At 71.7% G+C, this 21,089-nt stretch carries 20 protein-coding genes and 1 tRNA gene; 9 read left to right on the forward strand and 12 right to left on the reverse strand.

Annotation, left to right across the window (positions count from 1 at the left end):
* Positions 1 to 58 precede the first annotated feature (58 nt).
* The 5 genes from ACZ7L0_RS18655 to ACZ7L0_RS18675 all read left to right on the forward strand — a co-directional run bounded on the left by ACZ7L0_RS18655 (position 59) and on the right by ACZ7L0_RS18675 (position 4,173).
* Positions 59 to 1,468, forward strand: coding sequence for an FAD-binding oxidoreductase (locus tag ACZ7L0_RS18655; protein ID WP_471243537.1), 1,410 nt, complete (start codon positions 59 to 61; stop codon positions 1,466 to 1,468).
* A 25-nt stretch (positions 1,469 to 1,493) separates the two neighbouring features.
* Positions 1,494 to 1,769, forward strand: a complete 276-nt coding sequence (locus tag ACZ7L0_RS18660) for a hypothetical protein (RefSeq protein WP_471243538.1) — start codon at positions 1,494 to 1,496, stop codon at positions 1,767 to 1,769.
* A 270-nt stretch (positions 1,770 to 2,039) separates the two neighbouring features.
* A complete protein-coding gene (locus ACZ7L0_RS18665) occupies positions 2,040 to 2,537 on the forward strand; it encodes a CAP domain-containing protein (RefSeq protein ID WP_471243539.1) in 498 nt (165 codons plus the stop codon).
* 187 nt (positions 2,538 to 2,724) lie between these two features.
* Positions 2,725 to 3,567 (forward strand): intradiol ring-cleavage dioxygenase, encoded by an 843-nt coding sequence (locus ACZ7L0_RS18670; protein WP_471243540.1) that lies wholly within the window; start codon positions 2,725 to 2,727, stop codon positions 3,565 to 3,567.
* 132 nt (positions 3,568 to 3,699) lie between these two features.
* The gene (locus ACZ7L0_RS18675) at positions 3,700 to 4,173 is read left to right on the forward strand and encodes a carboxymuconolactone decarboxylase family protein (protein WP_471243541.1); all 474 of its coding nucleotides are present in this window, start codon (positions 3,700 to 3,702) and stop codon (positions 4,171 to 4,173) included.
* Between the two features lie 89 nt (positions 4,174 to 4,262).
* Here ACZ7L0_RS18675 and ACZ7L0_RS18680 read toward each other — a convergent pair whose 3' ends face one another.
* The gene (locus ACZ7L0_RS18680) at positions 4,263 to 4,715 is read right to left on the reverse strand and encodes a phospholipase (RefSeq protein ID WP_471243542.1); all 453 of its coding nucleotides are present in this window, start codon (positions 4,713 to 4,715) and stop codon (positions 4,263 to 4,265) included.
* A 190-nt stretch (positions 4,716 to 4,905) separates the two neighbouring features.
* Between ACZ7L0_RS18680 and ACZ7L0_RS18685 the strand changes: the two genes are divergently transcribed.
* A tRNA-Leu gene (locus ACZ7L0_RS18685) sits at positions 4,906 to 4,980 on the forward strand.
* Between the two features lie 50 nt (positions 4,981 to 5,030).
* Here the strand turns inward: ACZ7L0_RS18685 and ACZ7L0_RS18690 are convergent.
* From ACZ7L0_RS18690 to ACZ7L0_RS18705, 4 genes are read right to left on the reverse strand one after another with little or no spacing between them, the layout of a single operon-like run.
* The gene (locus tag ACZ7L0_RS18690) at positions 5,031 to 6,191 is read right to left on the reverse strand and encodes an XdhC family protein (protein ID WP_471243543.1); all 1,161 of its coding nucleotides are present in this window, start codon (positions 6,189 to 6,191) and stop codon (positions 5,031 to 5,033) included.
* The gene (locus tag ACZ7L0_RS18695) at positions 6,184 to 8,337 is read right to left on the reverse strand and encodes a xanthine dehydrogenase family protein molybdopterin-binding subunit (protein ID WP_471243544.1); all 2,154 of its coding nucleotides are present in this window, start codon (positions 8,335 to 8,337) and stop codon (positions 6,184 to 6,186) included. The genes ACZ7L0_RS18690 and ACZ7L0_RS18695 overlap by 8 nt, the downstream gene beginning before the upstream one ends.
* Positions 8,334 to 9,326, reverse strand: coding sequence for an FAD binding domain-containing protein (locus ACZ7L0_RS18700; protein ID WP_471243545.1), 993 nt, complete (start codon positions 9,324 to 9,326; stop codon positions 8,334 to 8,336). Before ACZ7L0_RS18700 ends, ACZ7L0_RS18695 begins: the two co-directional genes overlap by 4 nt.
* On the reverse strand, positions 9,323 to 9,913 hold the full coding sequence (locus tag ACZ7L0_RS18705) for a 2Fe-2S iron-sulfur cluster-binding protein (RefSeq protein ID WP_471243546.1): 591 nt from the start codon (positions 9,911 to 9,913) through the stop codon (positions 9,323 to 9,325). Before ACZ7L0_RS18705 ends, ACZ7L0_RS18700 begins: the two co-directional genes overlap by 4 nt.
* A gap of 209 nt (positions 9,914 to 10,122) precedes the next feature.
* Between ACZ7L0_RS18705 and ACZ7L0_RS18710 the strand changes: the two genes are divergently transcribed.
* The gene (locus ACZ7L0_RS18710) at positions 10,123 to 10,701 is read left to right on the forward strand and encodes a TetR/AcrR family transcriptional regulator (protein ID WP_471243547.1); all 579 of its coding nucleotides are present in this window, start codon (positions 10,123 to 10,125) and stop codon (positions 10,699 to 10,701) included.
* 59 nt (positions 10,702 to 10,760) lie between these two features.
* Here the strand turns inward: ACZ7L0_RS18710 and ACZ7L0_RS18715 are convergent, their stop codons facing one another.
* The 4 genes from ACZ7L0_RS18715 to ACZ7L0_RS18730 form a co-directional block, all read right to left on the reverse strand.
* Positions 10,761 to 11,654: a S1 family peptidase gene (locus ACZ7L0_RS18715; protein WP_471243548.1), complete on the reverse strand. Its 894-nt coding sequence runs from the start codon at positions 11,652 to 11,654 to the stop codon at positions 10,761 to 10,763.
* A gap of 127 nt (positions 11,655 to 11,781) precedes the next feature.
* Positions 11,782 to 13,614: a GMC family oxidoreductase N-terminal domain-containing protein gene (locus ACZ7L0_RS18720; RefSeq protein WP_471243549.1), complete on the reverse strand. Its 1,833-nt coding sequence runs from the start codon at positions 13,612 to 13,614 to the stop codon at positions 11,782 to 11,784.
* Positions 13,611 to 15,011, reverse strand: a complete 1,401-nt coding sequence (locus tag ACZ7L0_RS18725; protein ID WP_471243550.1) for a hypothetical protein — start codon at positions 15,009 to 15,011, stop codon at positions 13,611 to 13,613. Before ACZ7L0_RS18725 ends, ACZ7L0_RS18720 begins: the two co-directional genes overlap by 4 nt.
* On the reverse strand, positions 15,008 to 15,694 hold the full coding sequence (locus ACZ7L0_RS18730) for a FadR/GntR family transcriptional regulator (RefSeq protein WP_471243551.1): 687 nt from the start codon (positions 15,692 to 15,694) through the stop codon (positions 15,008 to 15,010). Before ACZ7L0_RS18730 ends, ACZ7L0_RS18725 begins: the two co-directional genes overlap by 4 nt.
* 139 nt (positions 15,695 to 15,833) lie before the next feature.
* Here ACZ7L0_RS18730 and ACZ7L0_RS18735 point away from each other — a divergent pair, with 139 nt between their 5' ends.
* Together ACZ7L0_RS18735 and ACZ7L0_RS18740 are read left to right on the forward strand one after the other, a co-directional pair.
* Entirely contained in the window at positions 15,834 to 16,175 is a 342-nt protein-coding gene (locus tag ACZ7L0_RS18735) for a twin-arginine translocation signal domain-containing protein (RefSeq protein WP_471243552.1), read from the forward strand.
* A gap of 158 nt (positions 16,176 to 16,333) precedes the next feature.
* On the forward strand, positions 16,334 to 17,758 hold the full coding sequence (locus ACZ7L0_RS18740; protein ID WP_471243553.1) for a cytochrome P450 family protein: 1,425 nt from the start codon (positions 16,334 to 16,336) through the stop codon (positions 17,756 to 17,758).
* Between the two features lie 169 nt (positions 17,759 to 17,927).
* Here the strand turns inward: ACZ7L0_RS18740 and sbnA are convergent, their stop codons facing one another.
* Genes sbnA through ACZ7L0_RS18755 form a run of 3 tightly spaced genes read right to left on the reverse strand, consistent with a single transcriptional unit; the run spans position 17,928 to position 21,076 of the window.
* Entirely contained in the window at positions 17,928 to 18,965 is a 1,038-nt protein-coding gene (sbnA, locus tag ACZ7L0_RS18745) for a 2,3-diaminopropionate biosynthesis protein SbnA (protein ID WP_471243554.1), read from the reverse strand.
* Positions 18,966 to 19,001: 36 nt separating this feature from the next.
* Entirely contained in the window at positions 19,002 to 20,072 is a 1,071-nt protein-coding gene (gene sbnB, locus ACZ7L0_RS18750) for a 2,3-diaminopropionate biosynthesis protein SbnB (RefSeq protein ID WP_471243555.1), read from the reverse strand.
* Positions 20,069 to 21,076 carry a TauD/TfdA family dioxygenase gene (locus ACZ7L0_RS18755; RefSeq protein WP_471243556.1) on the reverse strand — a complete coding sequence of 336 codons (1,008 nt, stop codon included), beginning with the start codon at positions 21,074 to 21,076 and terminating at the stop codon, positions 20,069 to 20,071. Before ACZ7L0_RS18755 ends, sbnB begins: the two co-directional genes overlap by 4 nt.
* Between the last annotated feature and the right edge of the window lie 13 nt (positions 21,077 to 21,089).

Below are 21,089 nucleotides of genomic sequence, written 5' to 3' on the forward strand. Positions count from 1 at the left end.
GAGGCACTGCCTACGGTCCTTGAACATAAGCGCAAGCACTCACACCGAGGAGCCGACCATGTCGATCGACGCGGCAACGGGCGTCCTGGGGGACGCCACCATCACCGAACTGGAGGCAGGCCTGCGCGGCACCGTCGTGCGCCCTGACGACGCCGCCTACGACCAGGCCCGGGCGGTCTGGAACGCGGCCCACGACAAGCACCCGGCCCTGATCGTGCGCTGCGCCGGGACCGCGGACGTGATCCGCGCCGTCGAGTTCGCACGCAGCCAGGGTCTGCTCGTCGCCGTGCGCGGCGGCGCGCACAGTATCGCGGGGTTCTCGACCTGCGAGGGCGGCATCGTCATCGACCTGTCACCGATGAAGGGCGCCTTCGTGGATCCCGTGAAGCGCCGGGTGGTCGCCCAGGCCGGCCTGACCTGGGGCGACCTCGACCACGAGACCCAGGCCTTCGGTCTCGCCGTGCCCGGCGGCCTGGTCTCCACGACCGGCATCTCCGGTTTCACTCTCGGCGGCGGCGTGGGCTGGCTCCTGCGGCGCCACGGACTGACCTCCGACAACCTGACGGCGGCCGAGGTAGTCACCGCCGACGGCCGCGTCGTACACGCGGACCCGCGAGAGCACGCCGAGCTGTTCTGGGCCCTGCGCGGTGGCGGCGGCAACTTCGGTGTCGTGACCTCGCTCGAGTACCAGCTGCATCTGGTCGGGCCGCAGGTGCTGGCAGGCCTGATCTTCTACCCCCTCGACGAGGCCCGGCAGGTGGTCATGGGCTGGCGCGAGCTGACCGGACGCATGCCCGACGAACTGACCACCATGGTCGTCCTGACGACCGCGCCCCCGCTGCCGTTCCTGCCCCCGGAAGTCCACGGCACCCGTGTGGTGGTCCTGGCCGGCATGTACGCGGGAGACCCCGCGGCCGGCGAAGCGGCCGTCGGCCCGCTGCGCACGCTGGGCACTCCCATCGCCGACCTGATGGGCCCGATGCCGTACACGGCCATGCAGTCACTGCTCGACCCGATGTGGACGGCCGGCGCCCACAACTACTTCACGTCGGCGTTCATCGAGCCGTCCGACGCCGCGATCGACACCGTGCTGCGGCGCCACAAGACGACACCCACGCCCTTCAGCGAGCTGCATCTGCACCAACTGGGCGGTGCCCACGCCCGCGTGCCCGCCGAGGCCACGGCCTTCAGCCAGCGGGAGCCGGGCGTCCTGTGCAACGTGATCGCGCGTTCCCCCGACGCGTCGGGCTTCGACTTGCATGTCACCTGGGCCCGTGACACCCGCAAGGAGATCGCGCGTCACGGCCACGGGGGCATGTACGTCAACTTCACCGGTGACGCCGCCGAGGACAAGGTGCGCGCCTCGTACCCGGACGCGGTCCACGAGCGGCTCGTGAGGGTCAAGGACACCTACGATCCCACGAACCTGTTCCGCCTCAACCAGAACATCCGGCCCTCGGCGGCCTGACCCGCTGATCCACACCAGCAGCGGAGTGTGGTTTCCGGATGCAGTCGACTGGGCGGATTGTCCGAAAAAGTCTGTCGGCGGTCTCGGCCTGGCCGGCGGAGGCGTCGCCAGCGCCAACGGCGACCACGACCACAAGGACCCGAACCCGTTCGGCATCACCATCGGCAACTTCCAGTCCGTGAAGTGCGACCAGTCGTTCCACGGCGGCGCCCTCTACGCTCCCGCCGTCGGCGCGGTCGGCGGCGACTACGAGTCGAACGCCGGCAACTTCTGCACGGTGATCGGGTCCATCGGCGACTGACGCCATCCCGATGTACACCGCCCGTACGAGGCCGAGGGCCTGGTTCGTCCGAGTGACGTTGGCTCATCCCCCGTGCCGACGTCTGGTCGGGTGGGCACACTCCTGTCGCCCGGCCAGTCGGTTCGGTGCGCTCCGCAGAGAGGTGTCAACGTGAATCGCTTGGCGATGGCGGCGGTTTCGGTTGCGGCGACCGCCCTATTCGGACCGCTCACTCCGGTACAGGCCGTTGCGGCCCCCGCCCCGGTGCAGCCGGCCGGACGAGAAGAGGCTGTGTCGCAGCGCGAGTACTACCCGAACGTCGACTGGATCGTGTGCGAGATCAACAAGGAACGGGCCGATGAACGCCTGCCCTTGCTGCTCGTCTCCGACGTCGCGTCAGATGTGGCCAAGAGCCACGCACGGGACATGGCCAAGACGGGCGAGCTCACCTCGACCGGCAGCGACGGCAAGAGCCAGCGGACGCGGCTCAGCGACGCCCACATCTTCTCCTCCTACATCATGGAGTACATGTTCCACGGCTACGACCACGACGGATTCTTCGCGGACATGGCCACCGACCCGGACCCGCACAACGGTTTCCACAAGGCCCTGATGAACCGGGACGTCGTGGCGCTCGGTATCGGCTACGACGACAAGTACTGGGACGTGAACCTCCTCGGTCAGCACCGCCGTCTGGTGACGAGAGTCCCTTCCTGCACGAAAGCAGCCCGCAACAGTGGCTGGATGAGCCGCGACGAGGTCTCCACCGGATCCCTGCTGGGGGACTGAGAGGCTTGTCGTCCCACCCGCCCGCCCCGGCAGACTCTTCCCGCCCGGGCGGGCGGGTGGCGTAAGGGGGATGCGGGGGTTGCGCGCCAACCGCCCTGGAAACACCGTGAGTTGAGGCTTAGATCCCCAACCTATTCACAGCCGCACATCAAGGCTTTCCTCAGATTCGCCCCTAACTTTCATGCCCATGACGGGAAACTCTGAGCACCACCAGCAGCACGAGGCGGGGAACCAGCCCGCCAAGCACCGCCGGGACAAGGGCGTCCAGCGGCGTCGCGTCCTCATCGGTGGCGGCACCATCGCCGTCGCCGGCGGCCTCGCGGCGGCCGGGCTCGCCTCTGCCGACACGGTTGCCGACACGCAGCCGCAGACCAAGGCCTCGGCCTCCGCCCCGGCGACCGCCACCACCACCGTGTGCACCCTGAACGCCGAGGTCACCGAGGGTCCCTACTCCCTCGACGGCGCCCTCGTCCGCGAGGACATCAGGGAGGACAAGGAGGGCGTCGAGGTCCAGTACACCTTCACGGTCGTCGACACCGCGAACGACTGCGCGCCGCTGGCCGACGCGCTCGTCGAGATCTGGCACTGCGACTCGCTCGGCGAGTACTCCGGATTCGTCGGCGGCAACGGTCACGACGAGGAGGACAACGGTACGTTCCTGCGCGGCGGGCAGACGACCGACGAGAACGGCCAGTGCTCGATCACCTCGATCTGGCCCGGCCACTACGTGTCCCGTGCGGTCCACGTCCATATGCGAGTGCACACGGACGTCACGCTCACCGACGACTCGTACACCGGCGGCGAGATCATCCACACCGGCCAGCTGTTCTTCGACCCGGACATCAACGCGGAGATCCAGGCCATCTCGCCGTACTCGGACAACACCACGAAGGAGACCCTGCTCGAGGACGACAGCATCTACGACGACGGTGGTGCCTCGTCCGGTCTGCTGGCCCTGACGGCGCTGGGCTCCAGCGTGTCGGACGGATACAAGGCGACCCTCACGGTCGGCGTCGACAGCTCCAAGTAGTCCACCACCGGTCGCCGTCCGTCGGGGCGGCGACCGGTTCGGCCGAAACCGGCCGGTGCCGGCCTGTCACATGTCGCCGATCCGTTCCGTCAGGGAGGTGTAAGCACACACAGCGCCACAGAGGAGTCCACCATGAACGCTCGCTTGAACCTCTTCGGCAGCCAGGTCGCCGCCAAGTTCCTGAGGTACATCAACTCGGCAGGCAAGGCGGTCTCGGACTCGACCCTGCCGGCCGCGACGCAGGAACTGGTGAAGCTCCGCGCCAGCCAGATCAACGGCTGCGGCTTCTGCACCGACATGCACACCAAAGACGCCGCGCACGCCGGGGAGACCTCGACGCGCCTCAACCTGGTCGCGGCCTGGCGGGAGGCCAAGGTGTTCACCGACGCCGAGCGCGCCGCCCTGGAGCTGACGGAGCAGGGCACCCGCATCGCCGACGCGGCCGGCGGTGTCACGGACGAGGCCTGGGCGAACGCCGCCAAGCACTACGACGAGGAGCAGCTCGCCGCCCTGGTGGCCCTCATCTCCCTCATCAACGCCTACAACCGCATGAACGTCATCGTCCAGCAGCCCGCGGGCGACTACCAGCCCGGCCAGTTCGGATGACGAGCAACACCTGACCGGCACCGCGCGTGCCGTCCGCGTCGCCGAACTGCCCGGCCGTCCGGGCAGTTCGGCGCATGCTCCGCCGCCCGTCAGCTGCCGAGTTTGTCGACGGCCTGGTAGTAGGTCCAGGCGAGTGCGTTGCACGAGGTCAGCTTGACGCCGCTGTAGGCCGCGCAGACTCTCTTCAGGTCGGCGTAGAGGGCGCTGTCCAGGCGTGCCTTGTTGGCGGCGAAGGTGCCTGCTTCCTTGTAGTTGCGGTAGCCGAAGTCGTGCCGGGCACAGGACATCTGGAAGGGGAAGCCGAAGGGGTTGTCGGGGGACGTGGAGCAGTAGTCGGTGCTCCAGTTGAAGGCGTAGGCGCTCCAGGAGCCCTGGTTGGCGCGGGCGGCGGCCCAGGTGTTGTAGCTGCTCGCGCTGGTCTGGGTCCAACTGGCCAGTACCTGGCTCTTGTCGGCGGGTACCGCCGTGGCCGGTGAGGCGGCCACGGTGCACAGAGTGAGAGCGGCGGACGTCACGGCCGCGGCGACGAGTGGACGACGCATGTAATGCCTCCTGCCGGTTGGTTCTGTGGTCGTCCACAGACTCGCCGGGGGCGAGGACCTGGCAGGGGCGTTCGGCGGCGGTCCGGGGGCCGGTGACCGCCGTGCAGGGGGTTGCTGGGGGAGCGGTAGGGGGTGTCGCGTCAAAACGCCTTGGCCGACTGGGGAGTTGGAGCCTATGATCGCGAGCAGGGCGGGGTCGTAGCACAGAGGTAGTGCGCCGCGACAGCATCTCGGAGGACGCCGGTTCGAATCCGGCCGCCCCGCCCCCTCAGGACGATGCCCGGCCGACCCCGAATCCGGCGGCGCCTCGCCCGGTCACGACGCGTTCCGCACCTCGGACGGCCCCGGTGCCGCCACGCTCTCCCGGTCATGGTGAATCGGCGAGTCGGAGCCGGTCAGCGGAACCCCCGTGCCTCCTCGCCGGGCCGCGATGACCTCCGCCACGATCGACAGGGCGGTCTCCTCCGGTGTGCGGGCGCCGAGGTCGAGCCCGATCGGGGACCTCAGCCGGGCCAACTGCCGTTCGCTCACCCCGGCTTCGCGCAGCCGCCGGTTGCGTTCCTCGTGGGTGCGGCGTGAACCCATCGCGCCGATGAACGCGGCCGGCATCCCCAGAGCCGCCTGGAGAAGGGGTATGTCGAACTTCGCGTCGTGGGTGAGCACGCAGAGCACCGTACGGCCGTCGGTGCCGGTGCGCCGCAGATAGCGGTGCGGCCAGTCGACGACGATGTCGTCGGCTTCGGGGAAGCGGGCCCGCGTGGCGAAGACGGGCCGGGCGTCGCAGACGGTCACGTGGTAACCGAGGAACTTGCCCGCACGCACCAGCGCGGCGGCGAAATCGATCGCCCCGAAGACGATCATTCGGGGCGGCGGCACGTTCGATTCGACCAGCAGCGTGAGCCCGCCGGGGCAGTACGAGCCGTCCCCCGAGAGCTCGACCGTGCCGGTGCGCCCGGTCTCCAGCATCGCCCGGGCACTGGCCCGTGCCGAGCGGTCCAGGTCCTCGTGGCCGCCGAGACCGCCCTCGTACGTGCCGTCGGGGCGCACCAGCACGGCCCTGCCCAGGAGTTCGGCCGGGCCTCGGGCGACCTGGGCGAGGGCGGTGGGCTCGCCCCGGACGGCGGCCGACAGCGCCGAGCGGAGCACCGCCCCGGCGGGTGCTCCGGCGCCGACCGGCGTGATCAGGACGTCGATGGTGCCGCCGCAGGTCAGCCCTACGGCGAAGGCGTCCTCGTCGCTGTAGCCGAACCGTTCGGTGACGCTCTCACCGGCGTGGAGTGCCTGGAGGCACAGGTCGTACACCGCGCCTTCCACACAGCCCCCGGAGACGGAGCCGACGACGGTGCCGGAGCTGTCGACGGCGAGCGCGGCGCCGGGGCCGCGCGGTGCGCTGCCGGTGACGGACACCACCGTGGCGACGGCGAAGCCGCGGCCCTCCTCCATCCAGCCGTGCAACTCCCCGGCGATGTCAAGCATCCGGTGCTCCTCCACCGGGATCGGCGGGCAGGACGCGACTCGGACGGATGGGCAGGCTCCGGTGCCGTACGCCGGTCGCGTGCCAGACCGCGTTGGCGATGGCCGCCGCGGCGCCCACGATGCCGATCTCCCCGATGCCCTTGATGCCGACCGGGTCGTCGGGGTCCGGGTCGTCCACCCAGTCCGCCTCGACGAGCGGCACGTCGGCATGCGTGGCCACGTGATAGCCCGCGAGGTCGGCACCGACCTGGCCGCCGAAGGCCGGGTCCCGGACCGCCTCCTCGTGCAGGGCCATGGAGATGCCCCAGATCATGCCGCCCACGAACTGGCCGCGCGCGGTGAGCGGGTTGATGATCCGGCCCGCCGCGAAGATGCCGAGCATGCGCCGCACGCGCACCTCACCGGTGGTGACGTCCACGGCCACCTCGGCGAACTGCGCCCCGAAGGAGTGGCGTTCCTTCTGCGTGAGGGCCCCGATGGCGGCGGTGGTGTCCGACCGCACCGTGATGCCCTCCGGGGGAATGCCGGTGTCCAGGGCGAGCCGCTCGCGCAGTTCGCCGGCCGCCGCCGTGACGGCCCAGGCCCAGGAGCGGGTGCCCATGGAGCCGCCGGCGATCATCGCGGGTCCGAAGTCGCTGTCCCCGATGCGTACCCGGACCCGGTCCGGCGTCACGTCCAGCGCGTCCGCCGCGACCAGAGTGAGGGCGGTCCGGGCGCCGGTGCCGATGTCCGCCGCGGCGATCCGCACGGTGAAGGTGCCGTCCGCCTGGGCGGTCACCGCCGCCGTGGAGGGCGCGGCACCGGCCGGGAAGGATGCCGCCGCCGTGCCGGTGCCGAGAAGCCAGCGTCCGTCGCGGCGCCGGCCGGGGCGTGGGTCCCGGTCCGCCCAGCCGAACCTGCGGGCGCCCTCCTGGAAGCAGGCGCGCAGATTGCGGCCGGCGAACGGAAGGCCGGAGACCGGCCCCTGCTCGGGTTCGTTGCGCAGGCGCAGTTCGATGGGGTCGACGCCGCATTGCTCGGCGAGTTCGTCGAGCGCGGCCTCCAGGGCGAACGACCCCGGCGCCTCGCCCGGCGCGCGCATCCAGGTCGGGCTCGGTACGTCGAGCCGTACGATGCGGTTGGCCGTGTGATGGGCATCGGCGTCGTACATGGTCCGTGGCACCCCGGCGGCGGGCTCGACGAACTCGTACACGGTGGAGGTCAGGCTCAGGGAGCGGTGTTCCAGTGCACGCAGCCGCCCGTCGGCGTCGGCACCGAGCCTGATCCGCTGGGAGGTGGGGCTGCGGTAGCCCGCCAGCGAGAACATCTGGCGGCGGGTCAGGACGACGCGGACCGGGCGTCGCAGGGCCGTCGCGGCCATCACGGCGGCCACCTGGTGGGCGCGGACGCCCTTGCTGCCGAAGCCGCCGCCGACGTGTTCGGAGCGTACGCGGACCGCGGCGGGATCGAGCGAGAAGAGGTGGGCGAGTTCGCCCACGACCCAGGTGGCGCCCTGGTTGGAGTCGACGACTTCGAGTCGGCCGTCGTCCCAGCGGGCCGTCGCCGCATGCGGTTCCATCGGGTTGTGGTGCTCTTCGGGGGTGGTGTACTCGGCGTCCAGGACGACGGCGGACGCGGCGAGTTCGGACTCGAGGTCTCCCTTGCCCGTCACCGCCGGCATATGGCCGTCCAGGGGGTAGGCGTCGGGGTGTTCACCGATGAACTCGACGTCGTGCGGCTGCTGTTCGTAGTGCACCACGAGCGCCTCGGCCGCCTCCCTGGCCTGCTCGGGTGTCTCGGCGACGACGAGCGCCACCGGCCAGCCCAGGTGCGGTACCCGGTCGTGCTGGAAGACGGCGCAGGTCGGGTCCGGCCGCGTGCCGAGCAGGGTGGTGTAGTCGGTGTCGACCCGCGGGGCGTTGCGGTGGTCGAGGACGGTGAGGACGCCCGGCATGGCGAGGACGGGAGCGGTGTCGATCGCGCGGATGCGCCCGCGGGCGATCGTGGACAACACCAGCCAGCCGTGTGCGAGTTCGGCGAAGGGTATGTCCGCCGCGTAGCGGGCCGTTCCGGTGACCTTGTCCCGGCCCTCCACGCGGGTGTGCGGGGTGCCGGTGGCGGGCCTCGACGTCCTGGTGCCGGTGGTCCCGGTGGTGAGGGTGGTCATCGGGTGGCCTCCTCGGCGAGTTCGGCAAGCACGGCCACGGCGAGGTTGCGCATCAGGGCCACCTTGTATCCGTTGTGCGGCAGGGGCCGTGCGGCCGCCAGCTCGGCGGCTGCCGCGGCGGCGAAGGTCTCGGCGTCGGCCGGCGCGCCGGTCAGTACCGCTTCGGCCGCGGTGGCGCGCCAGGGACGGGAGGCGACCGCCCCGAAGGCCAGGCGCACGTCCTGGACGACTCCGTCACGGACGTCGATCGCGGCGGCGACCGCGCCGATGGCGAACGCGTACGAGGCGCGTTCCCGTACCTTGCGGTAGCGCGAGCGGGCGGCGACCGGGGCGGGCGGCAGTGTGACGCCGGTGATCAGGGCGCCCGGCGGCAGGGCGGTTTCGCGGTGCGGGGTGTCGCCGACGGGCAGGTAGAACGCGCCGATCGGCAACTCGCCGGGGCCGTCGGCGGTTTCGTAGTGGACCACGGCGTCGAAGGCGGTCAGCGCGACGGCCATGTCCGAGGGATGTACGGCCACGCAGTGGTCGGTCGCGCCCAGGATCGCGTGGTTGTGGTGCTCGCCTGTTGTGGCGGGGCAACCGCTGCCGGGGACACGCTTGTTGCACGGCTTGGTCACGTCGGTGAAGTAGCCGCAGCGGGTGCGCTGCAGCAGGTTCCCGCCGACCGTGGCCATGTTGCGCAGCTGCCCCGACGCACCGGCCAGCACCGCCTGCGCCAACGCCGGGTAGCGGCGCCGGACTTCGGGGTGGGTGGCCAGGTCGCTGTTGGTGACGGTCGCACCGATGCGCAGTCCGCCTGCGTCGGTCGGTTCGATGCGGGCCAGTGGAAGGTCTCGTACGTCGATGAGCCGGTCGGGACGTTCGACGCCGGCCTTCATCAGATCGACGAGGTTGGTGCCCCCGCCGAGGAAGCGCGCGTCGGGATCGGCGCCGAGCAGGGCGACCGCGCCGGCGACGTCGGACGCCCTCGCATAGTCGAACTCCTTCATGCCGCGCTCTCCCCCTTCTCCGCGTCGGCACCGGCCCGCGCCGCGGCAGACCGGTCCGCCCCGGTCGCGGCCGCCCGGGCGACCGCCTCGACGATCGACACATATGCTCCGCAGCGGCACAGGTTGCCGCTCATCCGTTCCCGGATCTCGTCGGCGGACAGCGGTGGCGGACCTGCTTCGGGCCTGAGGTCGTCGGTGACGGCGCTCGGCCAGCCGGCCGCGTGCTCCTCGATCACGCCGATCGCCGAACAGATCTGTCCCGGTGTGCAGTAGCCGCACTGGAAGCCGTCCAGATCGAGGAAGGCCTGCTGTACCGGATGCAGTCGCTCGCCCTCGGCCACGCCTTCGATGGTGGTGATCTCACGCCCCTCGGCCGCCACCGCCAGCTGCAGGCAGGCCACGGCCCGGCGTCCGTCCACCAGGACGGTGCAGGCGCCGCACTGCCCCTGGTCGCAGCCCTTCTTGGTGCCGGTCAGGTCGAGCCGCTCGCGCAGAGCGTCGAGCAGGGTGGTGCGGTGGTCGACGGACAGCGGGTACTTCTCGCCGTTGACGTTCAGGATGATGTCGCTGGACGCCGATAACGCCATGAGCAGCTTCTTTCGCTTTCCGGAACAGACAGGACGGTCCGATGGCCGGACGGATCAGGTGTCGGAGGATGGGCGGCCGCACTGCGGCCCGGCCGCGTCCACGGCTATGGTGAACTCAACCGGACAGCTGTCCGCTACCAGCCCAACGTAACGGACAGCTGTCCGCTTAGCAAGGACGGGGTTCGGCCACGAGCCCTCGAGGAGGACGAGTGCAGCAGAAGAAGGACGCACCCCTGCGCTCGGATGCGCAACGCAACCGTGAGCGCATCCTGGAGGTCGCCCTGACCGAGCTGACACGGAACGCCGACGCCCCCCTCAACATGATCGCCAAGAAGGCGGGCGTCGGACAGGGCACCTTCTACCGCAACTTCCCCAACCGCGAGGCGCTCGTCCTCGAGATCTACCGCCATGAGATGCGGCAGGTCGCCGACAGCGCGGCCCAGTTGCTCGCGGACCGGGCACCCGATCAGGCCCTGCGCGCGTGGATGGACCGGCTCGCCGAGTTCGCCCTGACCAAGGTCGGCCTGGCCGACGCGATACGCCAGGCGACGAGCACGCCCGGGGGGCCCGCCAAGCCGCCCCACACCCCGGTGACCGCCGCGGCCGAACTCCTGCTGCGCGCCGGCCAAGAATCCGGCACCATCCGCCCCGGAGTGACCGCGGACGACTTCCTCCTGGCCATCGCCGGGCTCTGGCAGATCGATCCCCGCGACGACTGGCAGGAACGCGCCACCCGCCTCCTGGACCTCGTCATGGACGGCCTGCGCGCGGGGGCGCCGGGACGGTGACCGTGGGACAGTCCCTGTGCCCCCGCGTCCTCGGGGCCACAGGGACTGCTTCACCGGCTTCAGCGGCCGAGCAGCCGCTTCACCTTCCTGCCCTTCGCGGACTCGCCCATCGTGTCCCACAGCTTGGCCGAACCGGTGTACGTGTACACGCCGGGAGCGCCCTGCTCGGCGCAGCCGTCGCCGTAGGACACGACGCCCACCTGGTACACCCCGCGGCGGCCCTGCAGCTTGCGGAACATCGGTCCGCCGCTGTCACCCTGGCAGGAGTCCTTGCCCTCGACGCCCGCGCAGACGTTGACCTTCTTGTCGTAGCTCTCGTACGACGCCTTGCACTCGATGTGCGACACGATCGGGACATCCACCGTGCGCAGCCGGTCCGGGTAGTTCGTCACCTCGGTGTCGGTGTTGCCCCAGCCGATGACCGTGGCCTTCGCACCCGGGCGGATCAGCGCGTCCGTGCCCACGGTCGGCAGGTGGACCGGGGCGATGCCGGTGACGGGCTTGTCCAGCATCAGGAACGCGACGTCGTACGCCTCCTGCCCCCTGGTGTAACGGGGGTGGACGACTATTTCGGTGACGTTGCGCAGGTGGCCCTGGTTCTTCTTCGACAGCACGGTCCGGCCGACGACCGTCTCCAGCTGCCGGGGCTCCTCACCGACGACGCAGTGCGCGGCCGTCATGACGATCTGCGCGTCGAGCAGGCTGCCGCCGCAGAACTGCCGGTCCTGCGGCTTGCCCTGACCCTTCGACAGCAGGGCCGCCATGAACGGGTACGCGCCGACGGGTGCCTGGCTGCCGCCGATGATGGGGCTGGCCGGGCGGCCGGGGTGCGCCGACGGGGCCGCGTCGGCCGTCCCGGTCGACACGGCGGTGAGCCCGAGTGCGGCGCCGGCCGCGACGACGGCGGCGGCCGTGCGGCGCACCGCGGATCTGTGGGGGGTGAACAGGCGCATGGGGCTGTCTCCGATCTCCTGAGAGTCTGGTAGGTCGCCCTGGTAGAGGGGATCTTGGACCTGGTGGTTCACCCGAATCCGCGCGCCGCCTGTGCGTCACCTGTGCGCCCGGTGGAGTCCCGGCCGGTCATGACCCCTGATGCGCCCGTGTGATGGCCAGGGCTGCCGCCATGATGGTCAGTTGCGGGTTCACCTCGGGGCAGCCGGGGAGTACGGACGAGTCCGCGACCAGCACGCCGTGCACGCCGCGGAGCCGTCCGGCCGCGTCTGCCGGGAAGCGCTGCGGGTCCGCACCGGCGGCGACGGTGCCGGTGGGGTGGTAGGCCGACAGGTGGAGCTGCCGCGCGGCGGTGCCGGCCAGGACGGCGTCCAGTTGTGCCAGGCTGCGCACCCGGGGCGTGGCGGTGATGCCGGTGAGCACTTCCTCGGCGCCCACGGCGAAGAGCAGCTCGCCCATGGCCCGCACCGCCAGCATCAGACGGCCGGCGTCGCGGCGGTCGAGGTCGTAGCGCGGGAGGGTACGGTCACGGCCCAGCACGCGGCCGGAGGGCCGGTCGGCGATCATCGCGCCCAGGGTGGCGAGCCGCCCGGCGCCCTCCAGTTCGCCTCGCAGCTCGGCGCCGAGTCCCGGCAGCACGAAGGAGCCCATGCCGGGCGGCGTCGCAGTGGCCTCGATGAGCACGCCCGCAGGGTGGTGCTCCTCCACGCCGACGCTCTGCAGCACGCCCTCCCAGGCCGTGACCGGCTCGGCGAAGCGCCCGGCGACACTCGTGGCCGGGTGGACGCTGAGGTTGCGGCCGAGGCGGGGGTGCCGCCCGAGGCCGGAACGGCGCAGCAGCGGCGGCGACTCCAGAGCGCCCGCCGCGACGACGACCAGGGGCGCGAGGATCTCGATCCCGCCGCCTTCCCGGCGTACGCGCACCCCTGCCGCACGCGGCCCTCCGGGGCGGTCCGCGTCGACGAGGACGCGCTCCACCCGCGCTCCGGTGACGATGCGGGCGCCCGCGGCGCAGGCGTCGGGCAGCACGGAGAGCTGGACGCTCTGTTTGGCACCGGTCGGGCACCCCACGACGCACTGGCAGGAGCCCTCGCAGCCGGGCGCGTTGCGGCGCAGCGGCGCGGCCTGCCAGCCCAGTGTGCGCGCCCCGGCCAGGGCGATCCGGCCGTTGGCGCCGAGGACGTCCAGCGGCTGGGTGGCCACCTGGAGCGTGCGTTCGACCTCGTCCAGAAGGGGGCCGAAGCCGTCGGCGGGCGCGAACCCGAAGTCCGTGCTCCAGCGGGCGAGGACGTGGTCCGGAGTGCGGTAGCAGGTACCGGAGTTGACGACCGTGGTACCGCCTACGGCCCGGCCCACCGGCAGCAGCAGCGGCGGGCTGCCGAGGGCGAGGGTCGCTCCCCCGTTGCGGTAGAGCTCCGTGAACCGGTCGAGCGGGGCGCGCCGGCCGAACGACTCGGTGGAGTGGTGCCGTCCCTCTTCCAGGACGACGACGTCGAGCCCGGCCCGAGCGAGGGTGCGCGCGGCGATGGCGCCACCCGCGCCCGAGCCGATGACGACGGCGTCGGCCGTGGCACGCGCGGGCCACGCGTGGGCGGGCGTGCAGTCGAGCGGTGGGTCCTTCCGCGCGGGCCGGTGCGCCGCCAGGCCGTGGTCGAGCATCCGCTCGGTCCCGGCCGCGAGGAGGACGGGCACCTTGACCACGTCCAGCAGCGCCAGGAGCGCGGGTCGCGCGCCGAGTCCGTCGAGTACGGACTCGCGCTCGTCAGGGGTGAGCGCGGCCAGCCCGCGCCCGGTCCGTGCCCTGGCGTAGGCGTCCAGGCCGCGTGCCGCCGCCCGAACGCCGGTCCGGGCGGCGAGGGGCATCGAGGCGAGGACCGTCTCCAGTCTCGCGGGGACGCGTGCGGGCCAGTCGGCGGTGCCGTCGTCGGCGATGAGGGCGGCCACCAGGCCGGGCAGGCTCATCGCGTACCCACCTCCGCGTGGGCCGTGCCGCTCAGCGTCCACTCGGCCTCGGTGCGCCAGCCGCCGAACCACCAACGCTCCAGCAGGACGTGGGCGTCGGCGCGTTCGCTGTTGCGGCAGACGGCGTGGGTGCCGTCGGGATCGGTGTAGTCCAGGGCGAGGGTGCGGTCGGCGGGCTGGGTGACCTCCACGCGGATCCGGCGCAGACCAGCGCGGCCGGAGACCTGCCAGGTGGGCAGGTCGATGGCGGCGCGGAAGCGTCCCGGGCCGGCCCAGCCGACCGCCGGGCGCTCGGGGCGGCGCGGCCAGGTGCGGCCGTCGCGCAGCAGCCGCAGGAAGACCAGCGGGGGAAGCCTGCGCAGGCCCGGCCGTGTGGAGACGGCGGCGACGATCTCCAGGACGTCCCCACCGCCGAGGTCGGCGTGCAGCCAGGCCCAGCGGCGGGCGTTGCCGTGGCCGTAGATCCGGGCGGAGGCGCCCGGGGCCGCGGTGAGCGTCAGCGTCGTGCCGTCGTGCGTGAAGGTTCCGTCGTAGCGGGCCCGCGCGGCGGGGAGCATCTGGGCGGCGGGCAGCAGGGGCCGGCGCCAGGACCATCGGGGGAAGGTGAACAGCGGCTCGGCCAGGGGGCGTTCGGTGAGTTTCCAGCGCAGGGCGCCGCCCTCGGCCGCGCCGGTGAGGCTTCCGGGCCCGACCGTGACCCCGTCGGCGCTGAAGCCTGCCGCTTCGGGGGCCCACTCGGCGGGACCGAAGCGGGCGTGCCGTACGGGTCCGTCCTTGGGGAACACCGCGGCCCAGCCGTGGGCGTACGGCGCGGAGCCGTCGGCGGGTGCGGTGAGTTCGTGGTGGAGCCACAGCCCGCTGCCGGTCGCCGGGTCGGTGAGGGTGGTGTACCAGACCTCCGTACGGCCCGGCTCGCCGCTCCACCGGGGGGCCAGGAGCGCGTCCGGGTTCTCCCGGCGCGGGAAGCGGAAGCTCGCCAGGAACGGAACGAGCTGTGTGGCCAGGGGAAAGCGGAGGGTTCCGGTGCCGATCCGTGCGCCGTTCTCGTACAGGGTGTACGGCAGTACGGTCATCGAGGCCACGGGTCTGAGCGGGGACACGGACTTCCAGCCGTCGAGGGTCAGACGGCGGCCGTGGGCGGTGAACGCGATGCGGTAGCGGACACGGCGCCGCGCGAGCGGTGAGATCTCCAACTCGCCCTCGGTGCCCGCGTCGTCGGCCCATCCGGCGATCCGGGTCCGCCCGGTGGCGCGGGCCCGGGTCGTGCCGGTCAACCGCAGGACGCGGTCGGTGAAGACCCTGAGGTCCAGGCGTACCCGGCGGGTGTGATCCTCGTCGTCGAGGCGCAGCGTACCGAGCATCGTCTCGCTGAAGACGGTCGCGCGAGCGGAGGTCATGCGAGGCCCTCCAGCATGATGCGCTCGGTCGCCGTCAGGTACTCCTCAGCCGCCCGCCGGGCGGCGGCCTCGTCGCCGGCCGTGACGGCGTCGACCACCGGCTCCAGGCGCGCCCGGGCCGTCGCGGCGTCGGTGAACGGGCCGCTGAGCGCGGCGCGCACCGGCAGGTAGGCGTTGAAGAGGGTGTTGGTCAGCAGGACGTACACCCGGTTTCCGGTGGCGCGGGCCAGGGCCCGGTGGACCTCGATGTCCGCGAGCTGCACGGCGTCACCGTCCTCCGCCTCCCCCACCGCCTCCAGCAGGAGGCGCAGCTCGGCGTGTTGCCGGTTCGTCGCCCGGGCCGCGGCGCGCTCGGCGATCAACGCTCCGATGGCGCGCCGCACTTCGAAGACCTCACCGATCCAGTCGGGGCTGTGCCGTACGAGCATGGGCAGCAGGTCGGCTCCGCCCAGGCGCAGGTAGTCGCGCACACGGGTGCCGACACCGTGCCGGGTCTCCAGCAGTCCCGCCTGCACCAGGCGGCCGAACGCGTGCTTGAGGGTGGTGCGGGTGACGCCGTAGCCGTCGGCCAGCCGCCGCTCCGGTGGCAGGTAACTCCCGGCCGGGTGCCGCCCGGTGAGGATGTCCTCGCGCAGACGGCCTTCCAGGACATCGACGATGGTGTCGCGGGGCAGTGCCTCCACGCTGTCCTCCCAGTGGCTCAGTGGATGAGCCACTCAACCAATAGGTGCCGGGATAGTCAACGGGTAGGGGTGGGGCGGGTGTTTCGGCACGGACGTCCCGTGGCATGACCCGATGAGCAATCGACAAGGGGGAGTTGACATGTCTGAGATCTCAAGACGTTCACTGCTGGGATATTCGGGGACCGCGGCCGCGGGAGCGGTCTTCGCCTCGTCGGCCACCGCTCAGGCGGCCGAGGGCTCGGAGTCGGCGGACGTGAAGTTCCCGATGGACACCGAGTTCCAGGGTGCCTCATGGCCGGAGGGCAACGGGGTCGAGACCTATGTGGGGATCCGCTTCCACCTGGAGGTCGTCGGGGCGAACGAGAAGTATCCCGAGCTGACGCCCGAGGACATTGCCAACGCGCTCTCCGACTACGTGCGGTCGCGCGGCTGGGCCCCGATGACCTTCTACGGACGTCCGGCTCCGGTGGCGGTCAACTGAGGCGGGAGGCGGGGCCGACGACGTGACGGACCGCCAGTTCGTACTCGCCGGTACCCTTCCGTGGATCGGGGGGAGCCGCTGGGGTAGGGTCTCCCCCCGGCCCTCGACCACTCACCGGTGACGGGCCGTCGCGGGGAGTGTCGGAGGGCTTCAGCACGATGGAATCGCACCTGGTCGACGGTGGATCGGCGGACGTCGGCGACGCGCGGCTGGAGGACCTGGCCCCGCAGCCGCTGCTGACCCGGGACTACGAGACGCGCCCCGCGCTCGTCTACGAGCGGCTGCGCGAGCGGCACGGGCCGGTCGCGCCCGTCGATCTGCTGGGCGTGCCTGCGTGGCTGGTGCTCGGCTACCGCGAGGCGCTCCAGGTGCTGCAGGACGACCAGGGCTGGCCGAAGGGGCTGGAGAACTGGCGGGCCCGCACGGAGGGCCGCGTGCCCGCCGACTGGCCGCTGGCCCCTTCCCTGGAGGTCAATCACGTCCTGATCCAGGGCGGTTCGGGCTACCGCACCCTGCGCACGGCGTGGGACGCGGCGCTCCGCCCGTTCCAGGACCCGCGCCAGCCGCAGGCCAAGAGGCTGCGCGCGGCCGTCACCTCCTACGCCGACGAGCTCATCACCCTGCTGGCACAGGGCGGCGGCACCGGCATGGCCGACCTGTCGGCGCAGTTCTCGCGACCGCTGCCGCTGATGGCCGCGAGCCATCTCCTCGGCTTTCCCGGCTCGCAGGGTGACGACGCGCTGATGGACATGTGGCGGGTCCTGGACGCCGGTCCCGACGCGGAACCCGCTCTGGAGCGGCTGCTGCAGACGCTGGCCGAACTCGCCGCGGCCAAGCTCCGGGAGCCGGGCGACGACTTCCCCTCGCTCCTGCTGGCCGCCCACCCCGACCTCTCGGTCGACGAGCTGGCCCGCGAACTGTTCATGCTGCTCGGCATGACCTCCGACCACGTCGGCATCCTCATCTCCAACACCGTCGTCGAGGTGATCTCCGGCGAGGGCGAGGGCGGCGTGCGGACCGTGCTGTCCGCCGGGATGGTGCGGGAGACGATGAACCGGGTGGTCATGCGCAAGCCGCCGCTGGTCAACTTCGTGCCGCGGTTCGCGGCCGAGGACACCCGGCTCGGCGCCTACACCATCCGCGCCGGCGACCCGGTGTGGGTCTCCTCCGCCGCCGCCCACGCCGACCCGGTCTTCGCCGGTCAGATGGCCCCGGGCTCCACCATCAGCAGCCGGGCGCACCTGTCCTGGGGCGCGGGCCCCCGCCAGTGCCCGGCCCGCGAGCTGGCCTCCGCGATCGCCGCGGTGGGTGTGAGCCGCCTGTGCGAGCGCTTCGCCCACCTGGAACTCGCCCTCCCGGCCGACCAACTCCCCTGGCGTTCCTCCCCGTTCATGCGCGGCCTGCGTTCCCTGCCCGTACGGTACGAACTCGCCTCGCCCACAGTGCCCGCGGCCCCGCGGACACCGGATCCGCAGGAGGCCGAGGCGGCCGAACCGGTCGAGACGCCCGTCCCGGACCAGGCCGCCAAGCGACGGTCCTCGCTGTGGCGGTACCTGACGGGGCTGATCGGCGTGGGCGGCTGATTCCGGGTCAGCGATCGGTCGGCATGGGCGCCCCGTCGGCTGGGGCCTCGTCCTCGGGGTGGCCGCGGGCCCGGGCCCTCTCACGTGACGAGCGCCGCGCCCGTCCGACATGCCGCGCCGCGTCGCGCCGGCCGCGCGGGCGGACGGCGTCGCTTCCTGACACCGTGGGTCAACGGTCCCGTCTGCGGTCCCGGCCGAAGGCGCGGCGTCGTGGCACGGGCTTGGCCCGCCGGGGTGGGGCAGGCTCCTCCACGGAGTCGAGGATGTCCTCACCGTAGAGGTCCTGCAGCCAGTTGGTCTGGTAGATGGTGTCGAGGTAGCGCTCGCCGAGGTCGGGGGCGATGGCCACCGCGGTGATGCTCCGTGTGCCGTGCCGGGCCAGCCAGTCCGTCGCGCCGCTGACCACGGTCCCGGTGGAGCCGCCGAACAGGAACCCGCGGCGGGCCAGGCGGTGGCAGGTGCGGATGGTGTCCGCTTCCTCGACCCGGATGACCTCGTCCACATAGGACTCGTCCAGTAGCGGCGGGCGCATGCTCATGCCCAGGCCGGGGATCATCCGGCGGCCCGGCTCGCCACCGAAGGCCACCGAGCCCACGCTGTCCACGGCGACGATCCGCACCGGCCGGTGCCACTGCCGGAAGTACCGGGCGCAGCCCATCAGCGTCCCAGCCGTGCCCGTGCCGACGAACAGCACGTCGAGCCGCGGGAAGTAACTGGCGATCTCCGGTGCCGTGGTGCGGTAGTGCGCCCGCCAGTTGCCCGCGTTGGTGTACTGACTGAGCCACACATAACGGTCGTCGGACTCGCACAGCGCGCGGACGTAGTCGATCCGTTTGCCCAGGAAGCCGCCGTTGGAGTCCAGGTCGGCCACGATGTGCACCTCGCTGCCCAGCGCCTCCATCAGGAGCCTGGTCGACAGGTTGCAACGGGAGTCCGTCACACACAGGAACCGGTAACCCTTGCTCGCGGCGATCATGCTGAGCGCCACGCCCAGGTTCCCGGACGAGGACTCCACCAGGATCGAGTCGGCCGTCAGGATTCCGTCCCGCTCGGCCGCCTCCACCATCTCGTTCGCGGCCTTCAACTTGACGGAGCCGGCGAAGTTGAAGCCCTCGCACTTGAGGTGGAGACGGCACCCGAGGATCGGCTGGAGGTCGACGTAGAGGTGTCCTTCGTTGAAGGCGTAGGGAGCGGTGATGACGGGCACTGTGGGCCTCCGGGTGCCAGGGCCGAGCGGTTGGCCTCAGCCGTAGCGGCGCAGGTCGTGGAAGAAGTCGTCGATGAGGTGGAGGTGGCCCTCCCGGGCTACTTCGTCGTAGACGTACTTGCCGACGGCGAGATCGAGGACACCGAGTCCGAAGGGTGAGAAGACCACCGTCCGGTCGGGCGGCGGGGTGAGCCGTCCGGTCATGACGTCGTCGAGGGTGCCGTCCAGGAAGTCACGGTTGCCCGTGAGCTGTTCGGCCAGATGGGGAGAGGTGTCGGCCTTCAGGCAGTGCTCGACGTCGTCGACGATGTTGGCCGAGGAGAGCAGGATCTGTGGGGCCAGATCGCGCAGGGACACGTGCAGGACGACGGGGTGGTGGGTGAACCAGTCCGGGTCGGTGACATGGGGTTCGCCCGCGATGGTGGCGAAGACCACCAGGTCGCTGGAGCGGATCAGTTCCTCGGCGCTGTCGTGGACGGTGATCTGTCCGGGGTCTCCGGTCCGCTCCAGGTAGCCGCGGAAACCGGCCGCGCTGTCGGCGGACAGGTCGTAGACGCCGATCGTGTCGAACGTCCAGGCCGTGCCGGTCAGGAATGTGTGGATGTAGCGGGCGATCAGGCCCGTGCCGAAGAAGCCGATGCGCGCGGGACGGGCCCGGGTACGGCTGAGCCAGTCGGCCGCCAGCGCGGCGGAGGCCGCTGTCCTGGTCGCGCTGATGATGGAGCTCTCCAGGCAGGCGAAGGGGTAGCCCGTGTCGTGGTCGTTGAGGATGAGGACCGCGGAGGCGCGGGGCCGACCGGCACCGACGTTGGCCGGGAAACTGGAGATCCATTTCAGGCCGTCGACGTGGACCGGCCCGCCGATCGACGCCGGCAGCGCGATGATCCGGTCCGCGGGGCGGTCCGGGAAACGCAGGAAGTACGACGGGGGGTTGACCGAGTCGCCGGCGCCGTGCAGCCGGTAGGTGGCCTCGACGAGCTCCACGATCTGTCTCTCGCGCCCGCTGAGGGCCCGCTGGACCTGGGCGCCGGGGATCACCGCGAAGGTCGGCGTGGGGTCCGGGCGGGGCCCTGTCTGCTCGGTGGTGGTGGACAACAGGTCGGTCATCGTCGGCTTGCCTCCGGGGTCGGGCAGCGGTCGGGCAGGCGCCGGGGCTCGGCCATGGCCACCAGTACCTGGCGCTCTCCGCTGAAGGCTTCTCTGCTGTGGGCGGTACGGATGTTGTCGACGAGCATGAGATCGCCGGCCTGCCAGGGCTCCCGGCGGGTGTGCTCCTCGTAGGTGGCGTTGATCTGCTGGACGACGTCCTCCCCGATCGGGGTGCCGTCTCCGAAGAGGGTGTTGAACGGCAGTGCGTCCTGGCCGTATTCGTCCACCAGGTACTCGCGCACCTCCGGGGCGAGCGTCCACTCGTTGAGGAAGGCGATCTGGTTGAACCAGCAGCGCCGGCCGGTGAGCGGGTGCCGTACCACGGCGCTGCGCAGCTGGCGGGTGCGCAGGGATCCGTCGGGCTGCCAGGTGAAGTCGATGGCTTGGGCACGGCAGTAGTCCTCGATCGCCGCGCGGTCGTCGGTGCCGAAGGACTCCGCCAGGGAGGCCCCGATCTCGTCGTTGTAGGCGCGGGTCAGCAGCCACCCCTCGCGCTCGAACCGTTCGCTCAGTTCGGTCGGCAGCGCCTGGAGCACCTGTTCCGCGTCGGCCACCGCCGTGGCGCCGCCCTGGCCGGGTGGGGTCAGGCAGGCGAACAGCATCAGGCCGGGCACCTCCAGCGTGTAGCTCAGTTCGTGGTGCATGCACATCGGCTGGTTCGCCGGCCAGGTCGCGGAGGAGTACACCCCCGGGCCGTACGTCCGGCGCGGGGCGAAGGCCTCCCGCTCCGCCATCAGGCCCCCGGCCAGCCCCGCGAACACGGCACCGGCCTCAGTGGCGTCCCGCAGCCCCAGGCCCCGGACGATCAGCGCGCCGTGCTCGGTGACCTGGGCGCGCAGCGCTTCACTGTGCTCGGCCGCCCAGGACGGCGCGTCGCCGGGGGACCCGATGTGCAGGATCGGCGGTCGGTCCGGCTGGAGCCGCACGTCGGGCAGCGTTGCCAGGGGTGGTGAGGACGACATCTCCGTCTCCTTT

The organism is Streptomyces sp. NPDC039424 (assembly GCF_055639495.1).

Excerpts from the sequence above, each read along its gene's own strand:
- ACZ7L0_RS18675 (WP_471243541.1), top strand. The coding sequence starts at position 3,700 with ATGAACGCTCGCTTGAACCTCTTCGGCAGCCAGGTCGCCGCCAAGTTC.
- ACZ7L0_RS18755 (WP_471243556.1), bottom strand. The coding sequence starts at position 21,076 with ATGTCGTCCTCACCACCCCTGGCAACGCTGCCCGACGTGCGGCTCCAG.
- ACZ7L0_RS18690 (WP_471243543.1), bottom strand. The coding sequence starts at position 6,191 with ATGCTTGACATCGCCGGGGAGTTGCACGGCTGGATGGAGGAGGGCCGC.
- ACZ7L0_RS18680 (WP_471243542.1), bottom strand. The coding sequence starts at position 4,715 with ATGCGTCGTCCACTCGTCGCCGCGGCCGTGACGTCCGCCGCTCTCACT.
- ACZ7L0_RS18705 (WP_471243546.1), bottom strand. The coding sequence starts at position 9,913 with ATGGCGTTATCGGCGTCCAGCGACATCATCCTGAACGTCAACGGCGAG.
- ACZ7L0_RS18740 (WP_471243553.1), top strand. The coding sequence starts at position 16,334 with ATGGAATCGCACCTGGTCGACGGTGGATCGGCGGACGTCGGCGACGCG.
- ACZ7L0_RS18700 (WP_471243545.1), bottom strand. The coding sequence starts at position 9,326 with ATGAAGGAGTTCGACTATGCGAGGGCGTCCGACGTCGCCGGCGCGGTC.
- ACZ7L0_RS18715 (WP_471243548.1), bottom strand. The coding sequence starts at position 11,654 with ATGCGCCTGTTCACCCCCCACAGATCCGCGGTGCGCCGCACGGCCGCC.
- ACZ7L0_RS18655 (WP_471243537.1), top strand. The coding sequence starts at position 59 with ATGTCGATCGACGCGGCAACGGGCGTCCTGGGGGACGCCACCATCACC.
- ACZ7L0_RS18670 (WP_471243540.1), top strand. The coding sequence starts at position 2,725 with ATGACGGGAAACTCTGAGCACCACCAGCAGCACGAGGCGGGGAACCAG.
- ACZ7L0_RS18735 (WP_471243552.1), top strand. The coding sequence starts at position 15,834 with ATGTCTGAGATCTCAAGACGTTCACTGCTGGGATATTCGGGGACCGCG.
- ACZ7L0_RS18695 (WP_471243544.1), bottom strand. The coding sequence starts at position 8,337 with ATGACCACCCTCACCACCGGGACCACCGGCACCAGGACGTCGAGGCCC.
- ACZ7L0_RS18720 (WP_471243549.1), bottom strand. The coding sequence starts at position 13,614 with ATGAGCCTGCCCGGCCTGGTGGCCGCCCTCATCGCCGACGACGGCACC.
- sbnB (WP_471243555.1), bottom strand. The coding sequence starts at position 20,072 with ATGACCGACCTGTTGTCCACCACCACCGAGCAGACAGGGCCCCGCCCG.
- ACZ7L0_RS18725 (WP_471243550.1), bottom strand. The coding sequence starts at position 15,011 with ATGACCTCCGCTCGCGCGACCGTCTTCAGCGAGACGATGCTCGGTACG.